10 protein-coding genes and 1 pseudogene are annotated in these 16,143 nt (G+C 54.4%); 3 read left to right on the forward strand and 8 right to left on the reverse strand.

The genetic code is table 11. The annotated features are described in order from the left end of the window. Window positions 1-103 precede the first annotated feature (103 nt). Together OCA8868_RS15990 and OCA8868_RS15995 are read right to left on the reverse strand one after the other, a co-directional pair. Complete coding sequence (locus tag OCA8868_RS15990) at window positions 104-2,179, reverse strand: GumC family protein (RefSeq protein WP_093997601.1); 2,076 nt, start codon at window positions 2,177-2,179, stop codon at window positions 104-106. A 27-nt stretch (window positions 2,180-2,206) separates the two neighbouring features. Continuing rightward, complete coding sequence (locus tag OCA8868_RS15995; RefSeq protein ID WP_179214882.1) at window positions 2,207-3,553, reverse strand: polysaccharide biosynthesis/export family protein; 1,347 nt, start codon at window positions 3,551-3,553, stop codon at window positions 2,207-2,209. Window positions 3,554-3,661: 108 nt separating this feature from the next. Between OCA8868_RS15995 and OCA8868_RS16000 the strand changes: the two genes are divergently transcribed. Then, window positions 3,662-4,519: a metallophosphoesterase gene (locus tag OCA8868_RS16000; protein WP_245848324.1), complete on the forward strand. Its 858-nt coding sequence runs from the start codon at window positions 3,662-3,664 to the stop codon at window positions 4,517-4,519. Here OCA8868_RS16000 and OCA8868_RS16005 read toward each other — a convergent pair. The 4 genes from OCA8868_RS16005 to repA form a co-directional block, all read right to left on the reverse strand. Continuing rightward, complete coding sequence (locus tag OCA8868_RS16005; protein WP_093997602.1) at window positions 4,516-4,710, reverse strand: type II toxin-antitoxin system ParD family antitoxin; 195 nt, start codon at window positions 4,708-4,710, stop codon at window positions 4,516-4,518. The two genes, OCA8868_RS16000 and OCA8868_RS16005, sit on opposite strands and share 4 nt — an antisense overlap. A gap of 102 nt (window positions 4,711-4,812) precedes the next feature. Next, on the reverse strand, window positions 4,813-5,991 hold the full coding sequence (gene repC / locus OCA8868_RS16010) for a plasmid replication protein RepC (protein ID WP_093997629.1): 1,179 nt from the start codon (window positions 5,989-5,991) through the stop codon (window positions 4,813-4,815). A gap of 193 nt (window positions 5,992-6,184) precedes the next feature. Continuing rightward, window positions 6,185-7,171 (reverse strand): plasmid partitioning protein RepB, encoded by a 987-nt coding sequence (gene repB / locus OCA8868_RS16015; RefSeq protein WP_093997603.1) that lies wholly within the window; start codon window positions 7,169-7,171, stop codon window positions 6,185-6,187. After that, the gene (gene repA, locus OCA8868_RS16020) at window positions 7,161-8,351 is read right to left on the reverse strand and encodes a plasmid partitioning protein RepA (RefSeq protein ID WP_093997604.1); all 1,191 of its coding nucleotides are present in this window, start codon (window positions 8,349-8,351) and stop codon (window positions 7,161-7,163) included. Before repA ends, repB begins: the two co-directional genes overlap by 11 nt. A 326-nt stretch (window positions 8,352-8,677) precedes the next feature. Between repA and OCA8868_RS16025 the strand changes: the two genes are divergently transcribed. Then, on the forward strand, window positions 8,678-10,537 hold the full coding sequence (locus OCA8868_RS16025; RefSeq protein WP_093997605.1) for a polysaccharide biosynthesis protein: 1,860 nt from the start codon (window positions 8,678-8,680) through the stop codon (window positions 10,535-10,537). Between the two features lie 902 nt (window positions 10,538-11,439). Here OCA8868_RS16025 and OCA8868_RS16030 read toward each other — a convergent pair. Continuing rightward, on the reverse strand, window positions 11,440-14,232 hold the full coding sequence (locus OCA8868_RS16030; protein WP_093997606.1) for a bifunctional aconitate hydratase 2/2-methylisocitrate dehydratase: 2,793 nt from the start codon (window positions 14,230-14,232) through the stop codon (window positions 11,440-11,442). A 127-nt stretch (window positions 14,233-14,359) separates the two neighbouring features. Then, window positions 14,360-14,929, reverse strand: coding sequence for a hypothetical protein (locus OCA8868_RS16035; protein WP_093997607.1), 570 nt, complete (start codon window positions 14,927-14,929; stop codon window positions 14,360-14,362). Window positions 14,930-15,076: 147 nt separating this feature from the next. On the opposite strand from OCA8868_RS16035, the pseudogene OCA8868_RS16040 reads away from it, so the two are divergent. After that, a pseudogene (locus OCA8868_RS16040) lies at window positions 15,077-16,005 on the forward strand (IS3 family transposase); the annotation flags it as partial. Window positions 16,006-16,143 lie beyond the last annotated feature (138 nt).

Below are 16,143 nucleotides of genomic sequence, written 5' to 3' on the forward strand. Positions count from 1 at the left end.
AGAAGCCTAAAAACAGCCGCGCTTTCCGGGCGAGACATGCACTTCGTTGCCCGATCCAAGATTTCTTACGTGCAACGGCGCTTGCCATCGTAATTACTCAACCCTACGAATAACTCTTCGAATACTCACCATAGTAGCTGCCATAGCGCGTGGCACCGCCGTAGCTTTTGGCTTTCTTGCCGTCGATCTTTGTCAGGATTAATCCGGTCAAGCTCAGGCCAGAATTGGAGATTTCTGCTAATCCAGCTTCCACAACCACAGTGCGCGTCGAGTCCCATGAAACCGCGAATAGGATCGCGTCGGCCTGTTGTCCGATGATACGCGCGTCAGTCACAGGAAGCACAGGCGGGGCGTCAATGATCACGTGGTCATATTTTTCGCGCGCCTCTGCGATAAGGTCTTTAAACTCTTGTGATGAAAGGAAATCTGCAGCGTTGGCTTTCATCCGGACACCAAGCATGAGGTCGAACCCCAACCCATCGACGGAGACTTTACTCTCGGCAAACGTCATAGAGTCCGCATGATCTACCGCCTTGACCTGAACCCCGTCAAAATACTGGCCGAGTGTGTTTTTGCGAATGTCGCCTTCCATAAGCAAAACGGATTTTCCCATGCCCGCGAGGCTGTGCGCAAGAGAGATTGATGTGGTTGTTTTCCCCTCGCCTGGCACCGAGGACGTCATCAGGATGACGCAGGGTTCTGCTTTCGGGTTGGCGAGCAAGAGAGATGTTCTGAGGTTTCGAACAGCCTCGTAGAATGGTGTGTTTGATTTGGCTTTAAGGAAGGGCAGCAATTTGTCGCGCTTCTTGATTGGGGCCATTGGGATCTGGCCAAGGACAGATCGACCAGCCAGTTTTTGTAGATCGGAGGCGGTTCGAATGCCGCCTTTGTTCATCTCGCGAAGTAAGGCGAGGCCAGCGCCCAGCATTGCACCCAATATTCCGGTTAAGGCGGTGATTATCATAACTCTTGGGCTGGATGCGCGTAGTGGCTCAACAGCGGGGGACAAAAGGCGGGCATCCGCTTGCTGCGTTCCTTGTTGAACTTCAGCTTCTTTTAGTCGCGTCAGAAAGTATCCGTAGATTTCCCCAGTGGCTTCGGACTCCCGTTGAAGTTGCTGCAGTGTAAGAAGGTCGCGCGACTCATTGGCTACTTCTTCTTCAAGGTTGGAAATTGCAACTTCCAATGTCGCTTTCTGTGATTGGGTTTGCTCCAAGTCAGATTGCGCGCGACCACGTTCAAGGTCGAACATGTCGGTAAACCGCGCGCGATCGCCCGCGTTCGTACCAATCGTCGGGAACAGTTGCGCAAGAATACGGTTATCAAAGTCGGCGACATCGTCTTGCGTAGCGGTGACAGGGTCAAACGAGTTAAACATGCTCAACAAGGCTTGCCGCTGTGTGATGATCGCTTCCAAAGCAACCAGCCTATCGCGCAGCTCTTTCACTTGCCTGTTCTTAGCGATCAGCGCTTCTGGGCTCACCAGTTCAATCCCAGCGGCAAAGTCCTTTACCGCCAGTTCAGCTTCATTCAGTTCATTCTGAAGCTCGACAGTGCGCACTGCAAGAAACTCAATCGCTTCAACAGATTGCTCCTCTTTGTAGAGAAGTTGATCGTTGATGTATGTCTGAGCGAGCGCGTTGGCCAAAGATGTGGATTTTTCTGCTGAGCCACTAGACACCCCAATCTCAAACACCAGACTTTGCCGGGGGTTGGTGACGGTCAACCTGTCCCGCAGCCGATCAACGGCAATCCGGATTAGTTCTTCTTCGGAATACGCCCTTGGCTCTGGCACTCCCAAGACCATGTTGCGAACACCAGCGATACTAAACGGGCTGACCTCTGCCAACTGCGGGTTGAACTCAGGATCATTCGTCAGGTCTTCGGCCACGACAAGGCGACGCAGCAATTGCCGTGATCTAATCAGGAAGATTTCGGTGTTCAAAGACGGCTGCTCTGCAGAAAGCCCTCCAACCAGTGCATCAAGATCAGTGGCCTGGGACTGGTTGCTCTCGATCGAAACAGTCGCCGTCGAAACGTAGACCCGCTCAGCAACCTTCGTCGCATAAAGGAAACCCAGCGCACCAAAGACCAGCATCAAAGCAGCAATCAACCACTTGCCGCGCCAGACTGTTCGAACCAGTTGACCAAGGTCAATTTCGTCGTTGCTATTTTCCATCAACCAAAACTCTTTGAAAGGATCACGTTAGTTCGTTGCCGCGTTCACACCGGAAAGGATAAGCGACGGCACCATTTGCTGAACGACGCGGTTCCAGCGGGTCACCGGCTGTTCGGCGACGAAGACGACATCGTTGGGGCGCAGCTCGAACCGTGTGGCCAAAACCATGTTCACTACGTTCGACCCATCCAGATGCCACGCTGTCACCTGCCCGTTGTTGTTCGCATCGCGCAGCACATAAATCTGACCAGGGTTGCCTGTGGACTCCGCCACACCACCCGCCTCAAACAATGCGTCCGCAAGCGTCGACTGACGCTCGAACGGCATCGCAAATCTGATCTGCTCGCCCACTTCACCGGTCATATATACGTAATCCCGCTCAACCGCTTCGATCTCTAGACGGTCACGGAAATTGCTACGCTCTTCGGCAAGCTGGTCGCGACGAATGGCAATCTCAGCAGACAGCTCATTCAGCGCGTCAGTCCGTGCAGAGCGGCGTAACTCGGCCACTCTAATTTGCTGCTCGAAATAGGCTTCGGCGCGATCAAGCCGGAATTGGGTGTCGACAAATACGCTATCACCATCCAAAAGCTCCAGCCGCTGCAACTGGCTGTTGTTGTTCAGCTGATCCAGCGGGATCTGGTACAGCTCACCTCCGCGATAAATCCGCACGGACGCAAACTCAGGATCCGCGGTCTCAACACCACCAACCGCCGCCAGCGCTTCGTTCAGGTATACTGGCCCAAGTCGGATTGGAATTACGGCAGGGTCACGCACGGCACCCCCAATGGACACCCTCTGTGAATTGAACTCCGAAATCTCAACGCTGAAGGATGGGTCAATCTGGTTTTCAATGAGCTTGCTGAAAATCGCATCTTCCGCCGCACTCAACGTCGCGCCACCAACTTGCACACGCCCGACATCTGGGATCGTGATCGACCCGTCATCTTGCACCGTGTAGCCTTGGCGACGGTTCTGCGAGGCCAGAAGCCCGCTCAATTCTTCGACTGAATTACCCCCGGCAGGTGTGGCCAAAACTAGCACATCACCAACGCCAATCTGGTACGGCCCGCGCGTTACGTTTGGCGGCGTGCGCAACTGCAACGGCGCCGGACGAAGCTCAGCTTGCACCGGTGCTTCGGGGAGTGCACCCAATCCGCGCAACCCCTGCCCCATGCCCGCAGTCGCATCAAATGCAGACGGAAGCTGCCGCGGGACATAGCGTGACCCACGGTTGGCGTCGAGCAAGGAAACACTTGTCAAAGGAACAACTTGAACTGCCGCATCGCCTTCGCCTTGACGGATTTCTGCGGGAATGTAGGCAACCCCACATGCGGACAAAGAAAGGAAGAAAAGGACAGCAAAACGACGCACGTTCGGGTTCTCCGGTAAGTTTCATCTGGCGTACCAAACAATACTAAAACTTTAAAGCGTTAATGACGGCAAAATTCCGCCTTGGACCAAACGGAAAAGCCGCCAAATTTGATCCTTACAAAAACCATTAGAATTCAGTACAAATACCCAAGCTTCATTGTGCCATCCGTTCGATATTTTGACCGCCCCATCCCAAAGCGAGAGCAGACGTTGTTAAACTTCTTCAAGAAAAAATCCGCGCCTTCAAAACCAGCGGACGATCGCCCATGCGCACCCGACTCACCTGTTAGTATTATTGGGGATGTTCACGGTTGCCTGAACCTCGCCCAAAGCCTCTATGAAAAGCTCGGCGCAGAAGACCAAGTTGTCTTCGTCGGTGACTTTGTTGATCGTGGTGAAAACTCTGCAGATACCCTCATCTGGCTACGTGATCGTCAGCGCGCAAACCCTGATCGCGTGACCTGCCTTATGGGCAACCACGAAGTCATGATGATCGAGTTTCTCGATGATCCAGCAAAGCGCGGCGCACGCTGGCTATCCCACGGAGGACTACAGACTCTCGCCAGTTTCGGCGTGCCCGGTGCGCGAGAAATCATGCAACCTGATGAACTGATGGCGGTTAGTGCGCAGCTAAAAGAGGCGATGCCCGATGGTTTGGAAGACTGGATTCGCGCCCTGCCGACAAGCTGGAACAGTGGTAACCTTTGGGTGGTTCATGCAGGGGCCAACCCTGAACTGCCGATGAACAGCCAAAGCGAAAAAACATTCCTTTGGGGCAGCGGTGCGTTCCTACGCGAAGCCCGAACTGACGGTATCTGGGTCGCCCACGGTCACACCGTTGTTGATACACCCGAACAACGCGCCTCGAAGATTTCGACGGACACAGGTGCCTATCACTCCGGACGCCTCACCGCCGCACGATGCTTGCCCAACGGCGAAGTCTATTTCATTCAGGCGACGAACTAGGTTGACGTCGGCCCAAGCCCCCTGCCCTCGTCAATTGCGGTTTGCAGCGCTTCAATCTCGACACTGCGTTCCTGATCACGGCGAATGAGGTCGCGGACGTAATCGCTGGAGTTGGAAAAACGTCCGCCCTCAGATTGCCGTTCCACCCAGGCTTTCATCTGCTCTGGAAGTGATATGTTCATTGTCGCCATGATGGGCCTCCTGCTGAGAATTTATGGCAAAGATTGCCAAAAGTCAAAATTTTTCATTCTCAGCCTCTTTCTTTTTGAGGGGTTAGCAAAAGTTGACAGCTGTCAACTTTGCGCCCCGTTCAGCAAAGCCATCACCATCGGCCCCTCAGAAAACTGCCCCTCTTGCGCCTTACGCGCAAGGCTACGCAAGTAACCACCCGGACTGTTAATCTCACTAATCCGCTGCAAAATACACGCCGTCACAACGGCCGCTCGCTCCGGCCCCATCGCTTGGCTAGCTTCATGGTATCCACTCGGTGAAATCCCCATCATACCCCGAACAAACTGCGCGGCCCTCACGAAACTATGCCAATCCCTGATCTCCCCATCAGCATACGGCAGCAAATCAGGACAGGCCTTAACGATCAGCGCGAGCGGAAGTTGACAGCTGTCAACTTGAACCGGTTCATCACTCCCCTGCCCTTCACCTTCTTGCTTTTCTAAGCAAAGTTCAGAATCAGAAGGTTCTTTATTTGAATTCTGAAAAGGACGCTCAATATCGTCGTCACTGCCGCTCATATTATCTGTTTCAATGAATAACCAAGCTGTCACACGAGACAGAATTTCACTCGCAACAGCGGCCATTTCCTCAAGCTCAGTCGCCACCAATTTACGGCGCATCGTCTTGTGAACTTCCATGAGGTCCGCCAGCGCACCGTCCCAGTCTCCGCTCAGCCCCTCTTCTTGCCCATAGAGAGCGAACTTCAACGCATCGCGCTTCAGCAAGGTGACATCAGTCCGCAGGGCCTTGATACGATCAGCTGCGGCCTCAGCCTCAGCTGCATTGCTTGCGAACTCCCCTGCCCTCGTGAGCAGCGGACGCAAGTCAAACCCGAACGCCCGCATCACTTCACCAGAGCGATCCTTATGCGCGTAGCGCTTCCCGTTGGGGCTATCACGGCGCACGATGACGCCCGCCTGTACAAGCGCCGCAACATGACGGCGCAGCGTGCTCTCGGCCATCCCGTGCGCCCGTTCTGCCAAGGCGCGATTAGACGGAAACACGACCAACGACGCATTATCGCCCAGCGAATTACCCTGATGGAACGACAGCAATGCGTTCAAAACTGTCAAATCTCGATCGCTGAGGTTGTAGGCATGACGCGCCGTGCAAAGCTGACGAAACACCTCCCATTTGTTCACATGGGGCAAAGGCGCAGCCGCCTCAGCCGCCTCCAATGCTTGAATTAAGCCAGCCGTTACCTGCCGGCTCCCGAAGGGAGTCGATGAAATGTGGTGCATATTGCTTTTCACGGACAAGTTTATGCATTCGCCGCCAAGGACGTTGTTGACAGGAGTCAACGAGAAGACCTATTCTGCAATTGTCTAGATTACAGCGGGGCCTCTTGAGATTTCGATCTTGGGGGGCTTTTGCTTTTTAGCCTGCCTTAATGTGCCTCCTTAAATTTCGTTACTGCTCAGACGCGGGATGCGCCTATTCCTCGCGCGGGCGTTTCAGCCAATCGCGGTGAATCTGGGTTAAATTGTCCGCCAGCCAATCGTCAAAGCCGCCATTGCCATCGCGGGGCAGGGCGATCGTGACCTTGTCATCAGAACGGGTCACTTTGCCGATCTCAAAGCCGTTTTCGCTAACGACTTTCTGGGATGAACTTGGGTTCGTTTTGGGTGGCTGTTTAGGCTTGGGCGCGGTGTCGGAATTCACAGCGTCCCAGGCCGCATTAAAACGGTCCTCGGAGGCGTTGCCAGTCGCGCCAATGTTGATCTCACCGACCATGTCTTCCGCAGGAACAGTGATTGTTTCGTAGTTCGCAGCGAACTGTAGCCACCGGTCACGACCAATACTTGGCGCCGCTCCAATCGCTTCGATCACATCGATCGGGATCCGGTCCGCGACGGACAGCATGCGCGAGATAAGGGTTTTATCCACGTTCAACGCATCGCAGATCGCCTTGCGGTCGTAATCGGCGGCCTGCATCTGACGTGCAAAATTACATTTCTCGATAAAGCTGAGGTCGCGCCTCGCGGTGTTTTCCTGACCCTGCGCCATGACCAACGCACGATCATCGAGATCGCGGATCATCGCTTTTGCGTCTAAACCCAAATCGCGCAAAGCCAACACACGACGGCGGCCATAAACGATTTGGTAACGGTCCGCGTCATCAGGGTGCGGGCGCACCAAAATGGGAACCTGTTGCCCGTACTCCTTAAGGGAGGCCATCAGGCGCGCATGCTCGTCGCTGTCATGCTCAAGCCGGTCCGTTAGACCACCCGCACCAATCAGGTTCGGGTCCAAATCGACCACCGCACGGCTCTTTAAGGCTGCAATAGACTCGCTAACGGCGCCAATCGCGCCGGTGGCATAGCGTGGGCGGGCAGGGTCAACGCGTGTGGGGTGCGGGGCAGGGGTGTCCCCATCCGCAACCGGAGTCATCAATCCTTTAAGAAGGTCTTTACGCGCCATCGCCACGCCCCCACGCTGCCTGAACCAAATCTTCGAGTTCGCCATTCACAGCGTTCAGGCTTTCCATGGCGCGTTCATAGGTGGTTCGGGTAAACTGACCCTTTTCCACCTCATAAAGCGTCTGCTTAGTGATTCCTGCGTCTGAAATAGCCGTTGATTTCAACACAGTATGGTTAAGAACATGTTCACCAAACATAGATCGCATGAAACTAACCATCTGGTTCTGCGGCCCATCGCCTGGTTCATAGCGGGTCACAACATAGCGCAGCCAGTCATAGGACATATCGCCCCCCGCATCGGCCACAACGCCAAGTAAGTTCGATGTCATCAGCAAAAACTGACACATCGACATCACGTCGAGCATTTGCGGGTGGACAGTGACAAGGATAGCAGTCGCCGCAGACAGAGCGGACATGGTTAGGAAGCCCAATTGCGGCGGGCAATCCATGATCACGACGTCATAATCAGACTCTACTTCAGCCAAACACTCGCCTACGCGGGTGAAGAACAGGCTGCCGTCACGGGCTGCGAGCGCACGCGGGGTCTCATGTTCGAACTCCATCAAGTCGAGGTTGCCGGGTACCAGATCGAGGTTGGTGAAGTAGGTTTTCTGGATCACTTGCGACAGAGGGACAGGATCCTCATAACGAATCGCGTCATAAAGCGTGCCGCCATCCAGCAGGTCAAATTCCGGCTGGAACCCATGCAAGGCAGACAGGCTGGCCTGTGGGTCAAGGTCTATGGCGAGGACTTTGTAGCCATCAAGCGCCATCTTCTGCGCGAGGTGTGCTGCAGTGGTCGTTTTGCCGGAGCCACCTTTGAAGTTGATGACCGTAATCACCTGAAGTTTGTCTCCGTCCCGGCGCCCCGGAAGGTAGGTTCCTGGTGATTTAGTGCCTATTTCAAGCGTCTCACGCAGATTTTGGATGTCCTCAGGGGAGTAATACCGACGACCGGCCGCACGGATCTCGGGCGAGGGGCCTTTGCCATCAAGGTGGAGCTTACGCAGGTAAGCATCCTTGACGCCCAACAGGTCCGCGACCTCACCACTGGTGAATTTACGCAAAGACCGACGCGCGTCTGGCGGGAAAAGTTGGGCACGGTGCTGTTGCAACTGCGCTGACAAGCGTGCAGCGTGATCGCCAACTAGCGTATCAATCCGTGCGGAATGGTCTTTCATCTCGTCCTCGCGTCCCGTTTCCGCCGGAATAGAGACTGTTTTGCACGAATAGCGCCTGTCTCTCACCTTCGTTTCTTGGCCGTGGCCCTCTTTGGGGCGTGTTGTTACGGCGGAAAACGTTTTATTCTTCTGCTTGCGTAACTAGTTGCCGGATAATTGTGATTCCGGCAAGGATTAATTGCGGTGTCGCTACCATATCTAGTGAGTTCCGCACATCAAACGCCTAGTCCCGCGCGGTCAACCGCCGCTTGACCCTCACGTAAGTAGACAAATGCACCTAAGAAGTTTATTAAAAATCAGCCCCTTGTAGAGAGTGATCGAGTTCTATGCTGAATGCATTGCCCCGCCGGATGAAGCGCATGGTTTTGTTGACCGCAGATATTCTGTTGGTGCCAATCGCGCTCTATGCAGCCTATGTGCTGCGCTACGGAACGGCAGTTCCGTTTGAGCGACTGTCGGCGGACTGGCCGATTCTGTTGACAACATTTGCCGCCGCGCCCTTCATCATCGTCTTTTGCCGCCTGCCATGGATCAAGCTTTCGACGCTGGATTTTCGCGGCGCGCTGCGGATCGCCGCTGCAGCTGGCATTCTTGCTATCATCGCATCGCTAGCCAGCGTCGCACTGAGCATCGGGTCGCCAAGATCGATTCCGGGGATTTTTGCGGTCTCGTTTTTTATTCTTTCTTTCTTTGGACGCGTAGGTGCAATTCTCGGGCTACAACAGCTCGCTAAGTCGCGCACTGCGACGCCTGTCGCGATTTTTGGGGCAGGGGCCGCGGGTATTCAGCTTTCGTCTGCGTTGCGCCAGAGCCCTGAAGTTGTGCCAGTTTGCTTCGTCGATGATGACCCGTCGTATCGCGGCCTTAACATTGCCGGCCTTCGCGTTCGTTCACGCGATGGACTGAAACGGATGGTGGCGAACGGGCAGGTTTCCCGCGTCCTGGTTGCGATCCCGTCGATGGACCAAGCAGGCATTTCGCGCATTGTGGAAGAGCTGGGCGATCTGGGCGTCGAAATCCAAGTTCTACCATCCTTTGTCGACCTAATTTCTGGCCGCAGCAAAGAGCTTAAACTTGTCGCGCCAGAGGCGCTTCTTGGGCGCGAGAAGGTGAACCTTGATTTGCCTGTCGTCGCGAAATCATACGCGGGGCGTACTGTGATGGTGACGGGGGCAGGGGGCTCAATCGGGTCTGAATTGTGCAAACAGCTGCTCGAATGTAACCCCGAACGCATCGTGCTGTTTGAGCAGAGCGAATACGCGCTGTACGAAGTTGAAGCGGCGCTTAGGGCAGGGGCCGCGCAAAAGAACGTCGAAGTCGTCGCGCGGCTTGGGTCTGTTTGTGACCGTCAGCGCGTAGATGATGTTTTGCAGAACCAGAACGTTGAGATCGTCCTACACGCCGCCGCCTATAAGCATGTGCCGTTGATCGAAGAAAACGAGATTGAGGGCGCGCGTAACAATATCCTTGGCACTAAAACGCTGGCTGAAGCTGCGATGGCGGCCGAGGTTGAGCGGTTCATTCTCGTGTCCACCGACAAGGCCGTGCGACCGACGAATATCATGGGCGCGACCAAGCGTCTGGCGGAACTTGTTCTGCAAGACCTTGCGACACGGTCCGTCAAAACGCGCTTTTCGATGGTGCGGTTTGGGAATGTGCTGGGGTCTTCCGGGTCAGTCCTGCCGCTGTTTCAAAAGCAAATTCGACATGGTGGCCCTGTTACCGTTACGCACCCTGACGTTACGCGGTTTTTCATGACCATCCCAGAAGCATCGCGGCTGGTGTTGCTGGCTGGTGCGTTTTCCAAGGGCGGCGATGTGTTTGTTTTGGATATGGGCAAGCCGATGCGCATCATCGACATCGCACGCCGCATGATTGAAATGTCCGGTGCGACCGTTCAATCACCGACCAACCCCGGCGGGATTGAGATAAAAGTCACCGGCCTGCGCCCCGGTGAGAAGCTTTATGAAGAGCTGCTAATCGACAATGCATCTTTGACTGAAACGCCCCACGAAAAGATCCTGCGGGCCGAAGAAGAGAAGCACAGCGAAATCATGACAGCACGGATGTTGATGGGATTCGAAGCAGCTGTTGACGCTGCGAATACCGAAGAGGTTCGCGCGCTCGTGGCTGAGTATGCCAGTGGGTATCACATTCCAGATCATGCTGAGCCTGCTAAAGCTTAAGCACTGACCAGTTCAACAATACTGACATACTCAAATTCAACGAGTTTTTACGGCGTGTATCGTACTCCGATACTTGTGCGATTATTCTCATATCGCCCCCAAACGCTCACAGATGAAGCGATTGATGAGGCGTTAAATTCAGCCTGAAATGCGCGGTAGAACGCGTTCCCGTTGGCTTCCGTGAAGCCACTTACGCTGGCAGTGCAGACGAGGCGTCCATGACGATCAGGTTCTGATGGTAATCCTACACCTGTGCGGCCCATGTCTTTCCCGCCAATTGACCGTCGTCCACCTTCAATTGAACGCGCGAAATAATGACGCCTGCCACTGGTTGGTTCTGGAGTGTAGCCCGAACTGTTCAGTATGCTTGTTGAATTGGATTCACCCAAAAATTGAGCAATGCACGCCTTTCCAGCCGCGCGTCCAAACGAAGCAAATTGCGCCGCATTCGGCGAGACAGCGTTTGTTGATTGATCTGTGGAAGTGGGTCCTTCCGAGACGCACCCTGCTAGCCCGATAGTTCCCAGTAATACAACTAATTTACTTGTCACGCGCATTTCCTCTTTTCAGTTTATCTGGAATTTTCCCGGCACTATCGGGACCTAATTGTAAAACGACACTGCCATTTTCGGTTTCATAACAATGTATTGGAACGTATCACTACTGTGGGTTTCTTTCCTGTTGTTGTATACCCCAATCCATTTAGCCGCCTAGCCACTTGCCTCCGGGCCCTAACAAATTCTTCCCAACCGAGAGACTCTTTAGATCGGAAAATGTTCTGCCGGGATGGACGTCGCTCAACTGGCGTAAAATGTCACACAGATGAAATTACGCCTTTCCGGAAAATGAAAAGGGGCACATCGAAAGATGCGCCCCGTATTCGTTTTGCCTAAGTCCCACGTTTAGAAGTGTGCGGACTTAGCACCTGCTGGCTTTTCAACCGGTGGGGCGAACTTGGTCAGGTCGATGCCCTCAACCGCGTCGATGTATTCGTCCAGCGTTGGGGTGCGCCCCAAGATCGCAGAGAGCACGACGACTGGCGTTGACGCCAACAGCGACTCGCCCTTCTTTTCGCCGGAGTCTTCAACAACACGGCCTTGGAACAGGCGTGTGGAGGTCGCGAGAACCGTGTCACCCCTAGCGGCCTTTTCCTGGTTGCCCATGCAAAGGTTACAGCCCGGACGTTCGAGGTAGAGAATGTTCTCATACTCGGTACGTGCGGTGTTTTTTGGCGCTGCATCGTCAAATTCAAAACCGGAGTACTTTTGCAGAACTTCCCAGTCGCCTTCTTCCTTCAACTCGTCAACGATGTTGTAGGTCGGGGCGGCGAGAACCAGCGGCGCCTTGAACTCAACCTTACCGGCATCCTTTTCGAGATTACGCAGCATTTGTGCGACGATCTTCACGTCACCCTTGTGCACCATGCAAGAGCCGACAAAACCAAGGTCAACCTTCTTTTCCGCACCGTAGTAGGAAATTGGGCGGATGGTGTCGTGGGTGTAGCGCTTGGATACATCCGCGTTCTGCACGTCAGGGTCCGCGATCATCGGTTCAACGATGGCGTCCAGATCAACGACAACTTCGGCGAAGTATTTGGCGTTGTCATCCGGCGCGAGCGCAGGCTTTTCACCGGACCTAATTTCGGCGATGCGTTTATCGGCAATCGCGATCAGACCTTTGAGCATCTCAACGTCGTTATCCATGCCCTTTTCGATCATTATATTGATCCGCGATTTCGCAATCTCAAGCGAACCGATCAGCGTTTCATCCTCGGAGATACAGATAGAGGCCTTCGCCTTCATCTCTGCGGTCCAGTCGGTGAATGTGAAGGCTTGGTCAGCCAGCAGGGTGCCGATGTGAACCTCAATCACGCGGCCTTGGAAGACGTTGTCGCCGAACTGTTCCAGCATCTGCAGCTGCGTCGCGTGCACCACATCGCGGAAGTCCATGTGGTCGGCCATTTGGCCTTTGAACGTCACCTTCACGGATTCAGGAATCGGCATCGTCGCCTCACCCGTTGCCAGCGCAAGCGCCACCGTGCCGGAGTCAGCGCCGAACGCTACACCCTTAGACATACGTGTGTGGCTGTCGCCGCCGATGATGATCGCCCAGTCGTCAACCGTGATGTCGTTCAGCACCTTGTGAATAACGTCGGTCATCGCGTGGTAAACGCCCTTGGGGTCACGCGCGGTGATCAGGCCGAACTTATGCATGAACGCCATCAGCTTTGGCGTGTTTTCCTGCGCCTTGAAGTCCCACACAGACGCCGTGTGGCAACCAGACTGGTAGGCACCATCGACGTTCGGAGACAGCACAGTCGCGGCCATCGCCTCAAGCTCTTGGCTGGTCATCAGGCCAGTTGTGTCTTGGGATCCGACAATATCAACGCCGACGCGGGTATCAGAACCGGCATACAGGGTCGCGCCTGGACGCACACCAACAGCATTCGCGTTGAAGATCTTTTCAACCGCCGTCAGGCCTTGGCCCTCGTGAACCACTTCTTTGGACGGTGCGAAAGCTGACTCAAGCTCAATCCCCAGCGCCTCACAGGCCACGCTTTGCAGTTTCTTACCGAAGACGATTGCGTAAGACCCGCCCGCCTTCATGAATTCGACCTTCTGCGGCGTGAACGAGGGGGACATGTCCACCAGCTCTTCCTCGCCGGTCTCATCAAACAGCTTTTTCTCTTTGGTGTTGATGGTCAGAACCGTGCCCGTCGCAACAGAATACTTTTCCTCAAGTACGGCGTTGCCGTCATTGTTCAGGATTGGCTTGCCGTTTTCATCGACCTTCTTAACCCAGTTTTTCAGATCGACACCGATACCACCGGTCACGCCAACAGTCGTCAGGAAGATCGGGGAAATCCCGTTCGTACCCGCAACAACAGGGGCGAAGTTCACGAATGGCACATAGGGGCTGGCCTGCTTACCAGTCCAAAGGGCGACGTTGTTCACACCAGACATGCGGGATGAGCCAACGCCCATCGTGCCTTTTTCAGCAATCAGCATCACGCGCTTGTCAGGGTGCTGCTTTTGCAGCTCCTTTATTTCCACCTGTGCTTCTGGGGTGATCATACATTGGCCGTGCAATTCACGGTCAGCACGCGAATGCGCTTGGTTGCCTGGCGACAGCAAGTCGGTCGAAATATCGCCTTCACCAGCGATATACGTGACGACTTTAACTTCTTCTTCAACGTCTGGCAGCTTGGTAAAAAACTCAGCCTTGGCGTAGCTTTCAAGAATGTCGCGCGCGACAGCGTTGCCCGCATCTAGAGCAGCTTTTAGACGATCGGTGTCAGCGTCATACAAGAACACTTGGGTCTTCAACACGTCAGCCGCTTGGCCAGCAATCGCTGCTTCATCACCGAGCGCAAGGTCGAGCAAGACATCAACAGACGGGCCGCCCTTCATGTGCGACAGCATCTCAAACGCGAACTCGGTTGAGATTTCCGGCACATCAGCAGTACCCAAAATGATCTCTTTCAAGAACTGCGCCTTAACGCCAGCCGCGCTGGTTGTGCCCGGAAGCGTGTTATAAATCAGGAAGTTAAGGGACTGCTCACGGTGCTCGTGACCCTTGTCCTTAATCTGCGCAATGATTTCCTGCGTCAGCTCGGCACCATCAATCGGCTTCGGGCTCAGGTCCTGCTTTTTACGTGTTTCAATTTCTTCTAGGTAGGCTGCATAAAGGCTCATAATCGTCTCGATTTCTAAGTTATATGTGGCGTGGTTGGCCCAACATCAGCGTACTGCCTGAGCGGGCGAAATGATTGTATGCAGCGGTATACGGAAAGGCAGGGAATTGCAAGGTGGTGATGTGGGCCTAAACACCACGCTCGGCCATCCGCCTTAGCTCGTCAGAAATCTCCAACTCCAACAAGGCCCTTCGACCTCTGGCCATCAGATCAGCCTCATCTGCAAAATCCAAAACAAGCCTCGCGAGATGTCTCATCTCCAACAGGTCATCTTCTGCGAACGGCAGAGGTTGTCCTTGGTTTTTAGCATGGTTCATTCGCTTGGCGATCTGTGTCACGTTGTTGCCAACTTTATTCAACGCACCCTTCATGGACAACAATGCCTCGGCCAGATCCGCATCGGGCATCGCCATGCCATTGGTGTTACGGATCACGTTGCGCAGCGCTTCGCTGCGGTTGCGGATGCCTGCTTCTTTCAGCTTGGCGTCGAACTGGGCGAGGTCCGTAGGTGAGACACGGCATACAATAACCTCGGTCCTGCTACCTCTCTCGACCTGGATTTCCCGCATGAGCTGCGCGCAACGGTAAACCGTGCGCACCGTGACGCCATATTCGCGCGCAAGCACCTGCGGGCGAACACCCTCCCTGACTTTTTTGGCGATGGATTGACGGGTTGTGTGATCTAATCTACGGGTCATTTGTCGCAAATGTCATACGTTGCTATTTCCTGCCACCCTCACACAACCGAAATCACATCTTTTTTGCGGGCCGTGGAGCAAAAGTGGACCTGTCGCGGTTTGATGTCACTCCTTTGATAGCATTAACTGCAACAAAGGAGACTGACTATGGGACTGAAACGGACGGACGAATTCCGCCAAGATGCGGTGCGTATTGCGCTGACCAGCGGGCTGACACGCCAGTAGGTGGCCGACGATCTTGGCGTTTGGATGTCGACGCGAGGTGCGCATCCTCAAGGAGGAGAGAGAGACATCCTAAAGTTGCGCCGTGAAGCAATTGATCCAGTGGATCAAATGTAGGCGATAACGTTACCCAGTTCTTCGCGGGCCTAAAGCAATGAGATTTAGGTTTGTTGAAGAACTCCGTATAGCTTTCCGGCCAAGCGCTTATGTCATGTTGTCGGTGTAAGCGTGCGTGGGTTGCGGGCTTTCCGCATCCGACCAGCCTGCCGCCAGCAACGATCTGATCTGGTCACGCTGGCGCACATTAAAGACCAAAAAGTAATCAAACAGATATGCTCGGGCACGTATGACTGAGGAACTCAAAGAGATCAGCCTAAATATCGGATATCGCCGTGTTGGCCGTTTGATGCGTCAGAACGGCATATCAGTTGTGAGAACACGCAACCACAAGGTCGCGACGGATAGCGACCACAAATCAACATGGCGCCGAACTTGCTGGATCGGAACTTCACGGCTGAACAGACCAACCAAAAATGGGCGTCCGATATCAGCTACGTATGGACGCGCGAAGGCTAGTTGTATCTGGCGCTCGACCATTGTCCTCGGACCAATGGCGGACGAGGTCTCGCTTCTGGATCTGCACTCACGCCGCGTGATCGGCTGGGCTGTCTCAAATCGGATGAAACGGGACATGGCTATTAGTGCGTTGAAAATGGCTATCGCACTCCGTGCGCCACCCAAAAGCTGCATCCCCCACACGGACCTGCGCGCAATATTGTTCTCACGACTATCAGAAAATCCAGCGACAGCACGGCTTCACGGTGTCCATGAACGACAAAGGCAATTGCTATGATTGTGAGTATGGTATTGCGGCTTGATGGCCTGACCCAATGCTACGATTGACTACGTGTCATTGCGTTGACGTGTCGACCGTCAAGTCACCCCGGCAACGGGCGAGATGTGACCTCAAGGAGCCTGACGGGGACACCCCA

It is taken from the genome of Octadecabacter ascidiaceicola (genome assembly GCF_900185015.1).
Lineage (GTDB): Bacteria > Pseudomonadota > Alphaproteobacteria > Rhodobacterales > Rhodobacteraceae > Octadecabacter > Octadecabacter ascidiaceicola.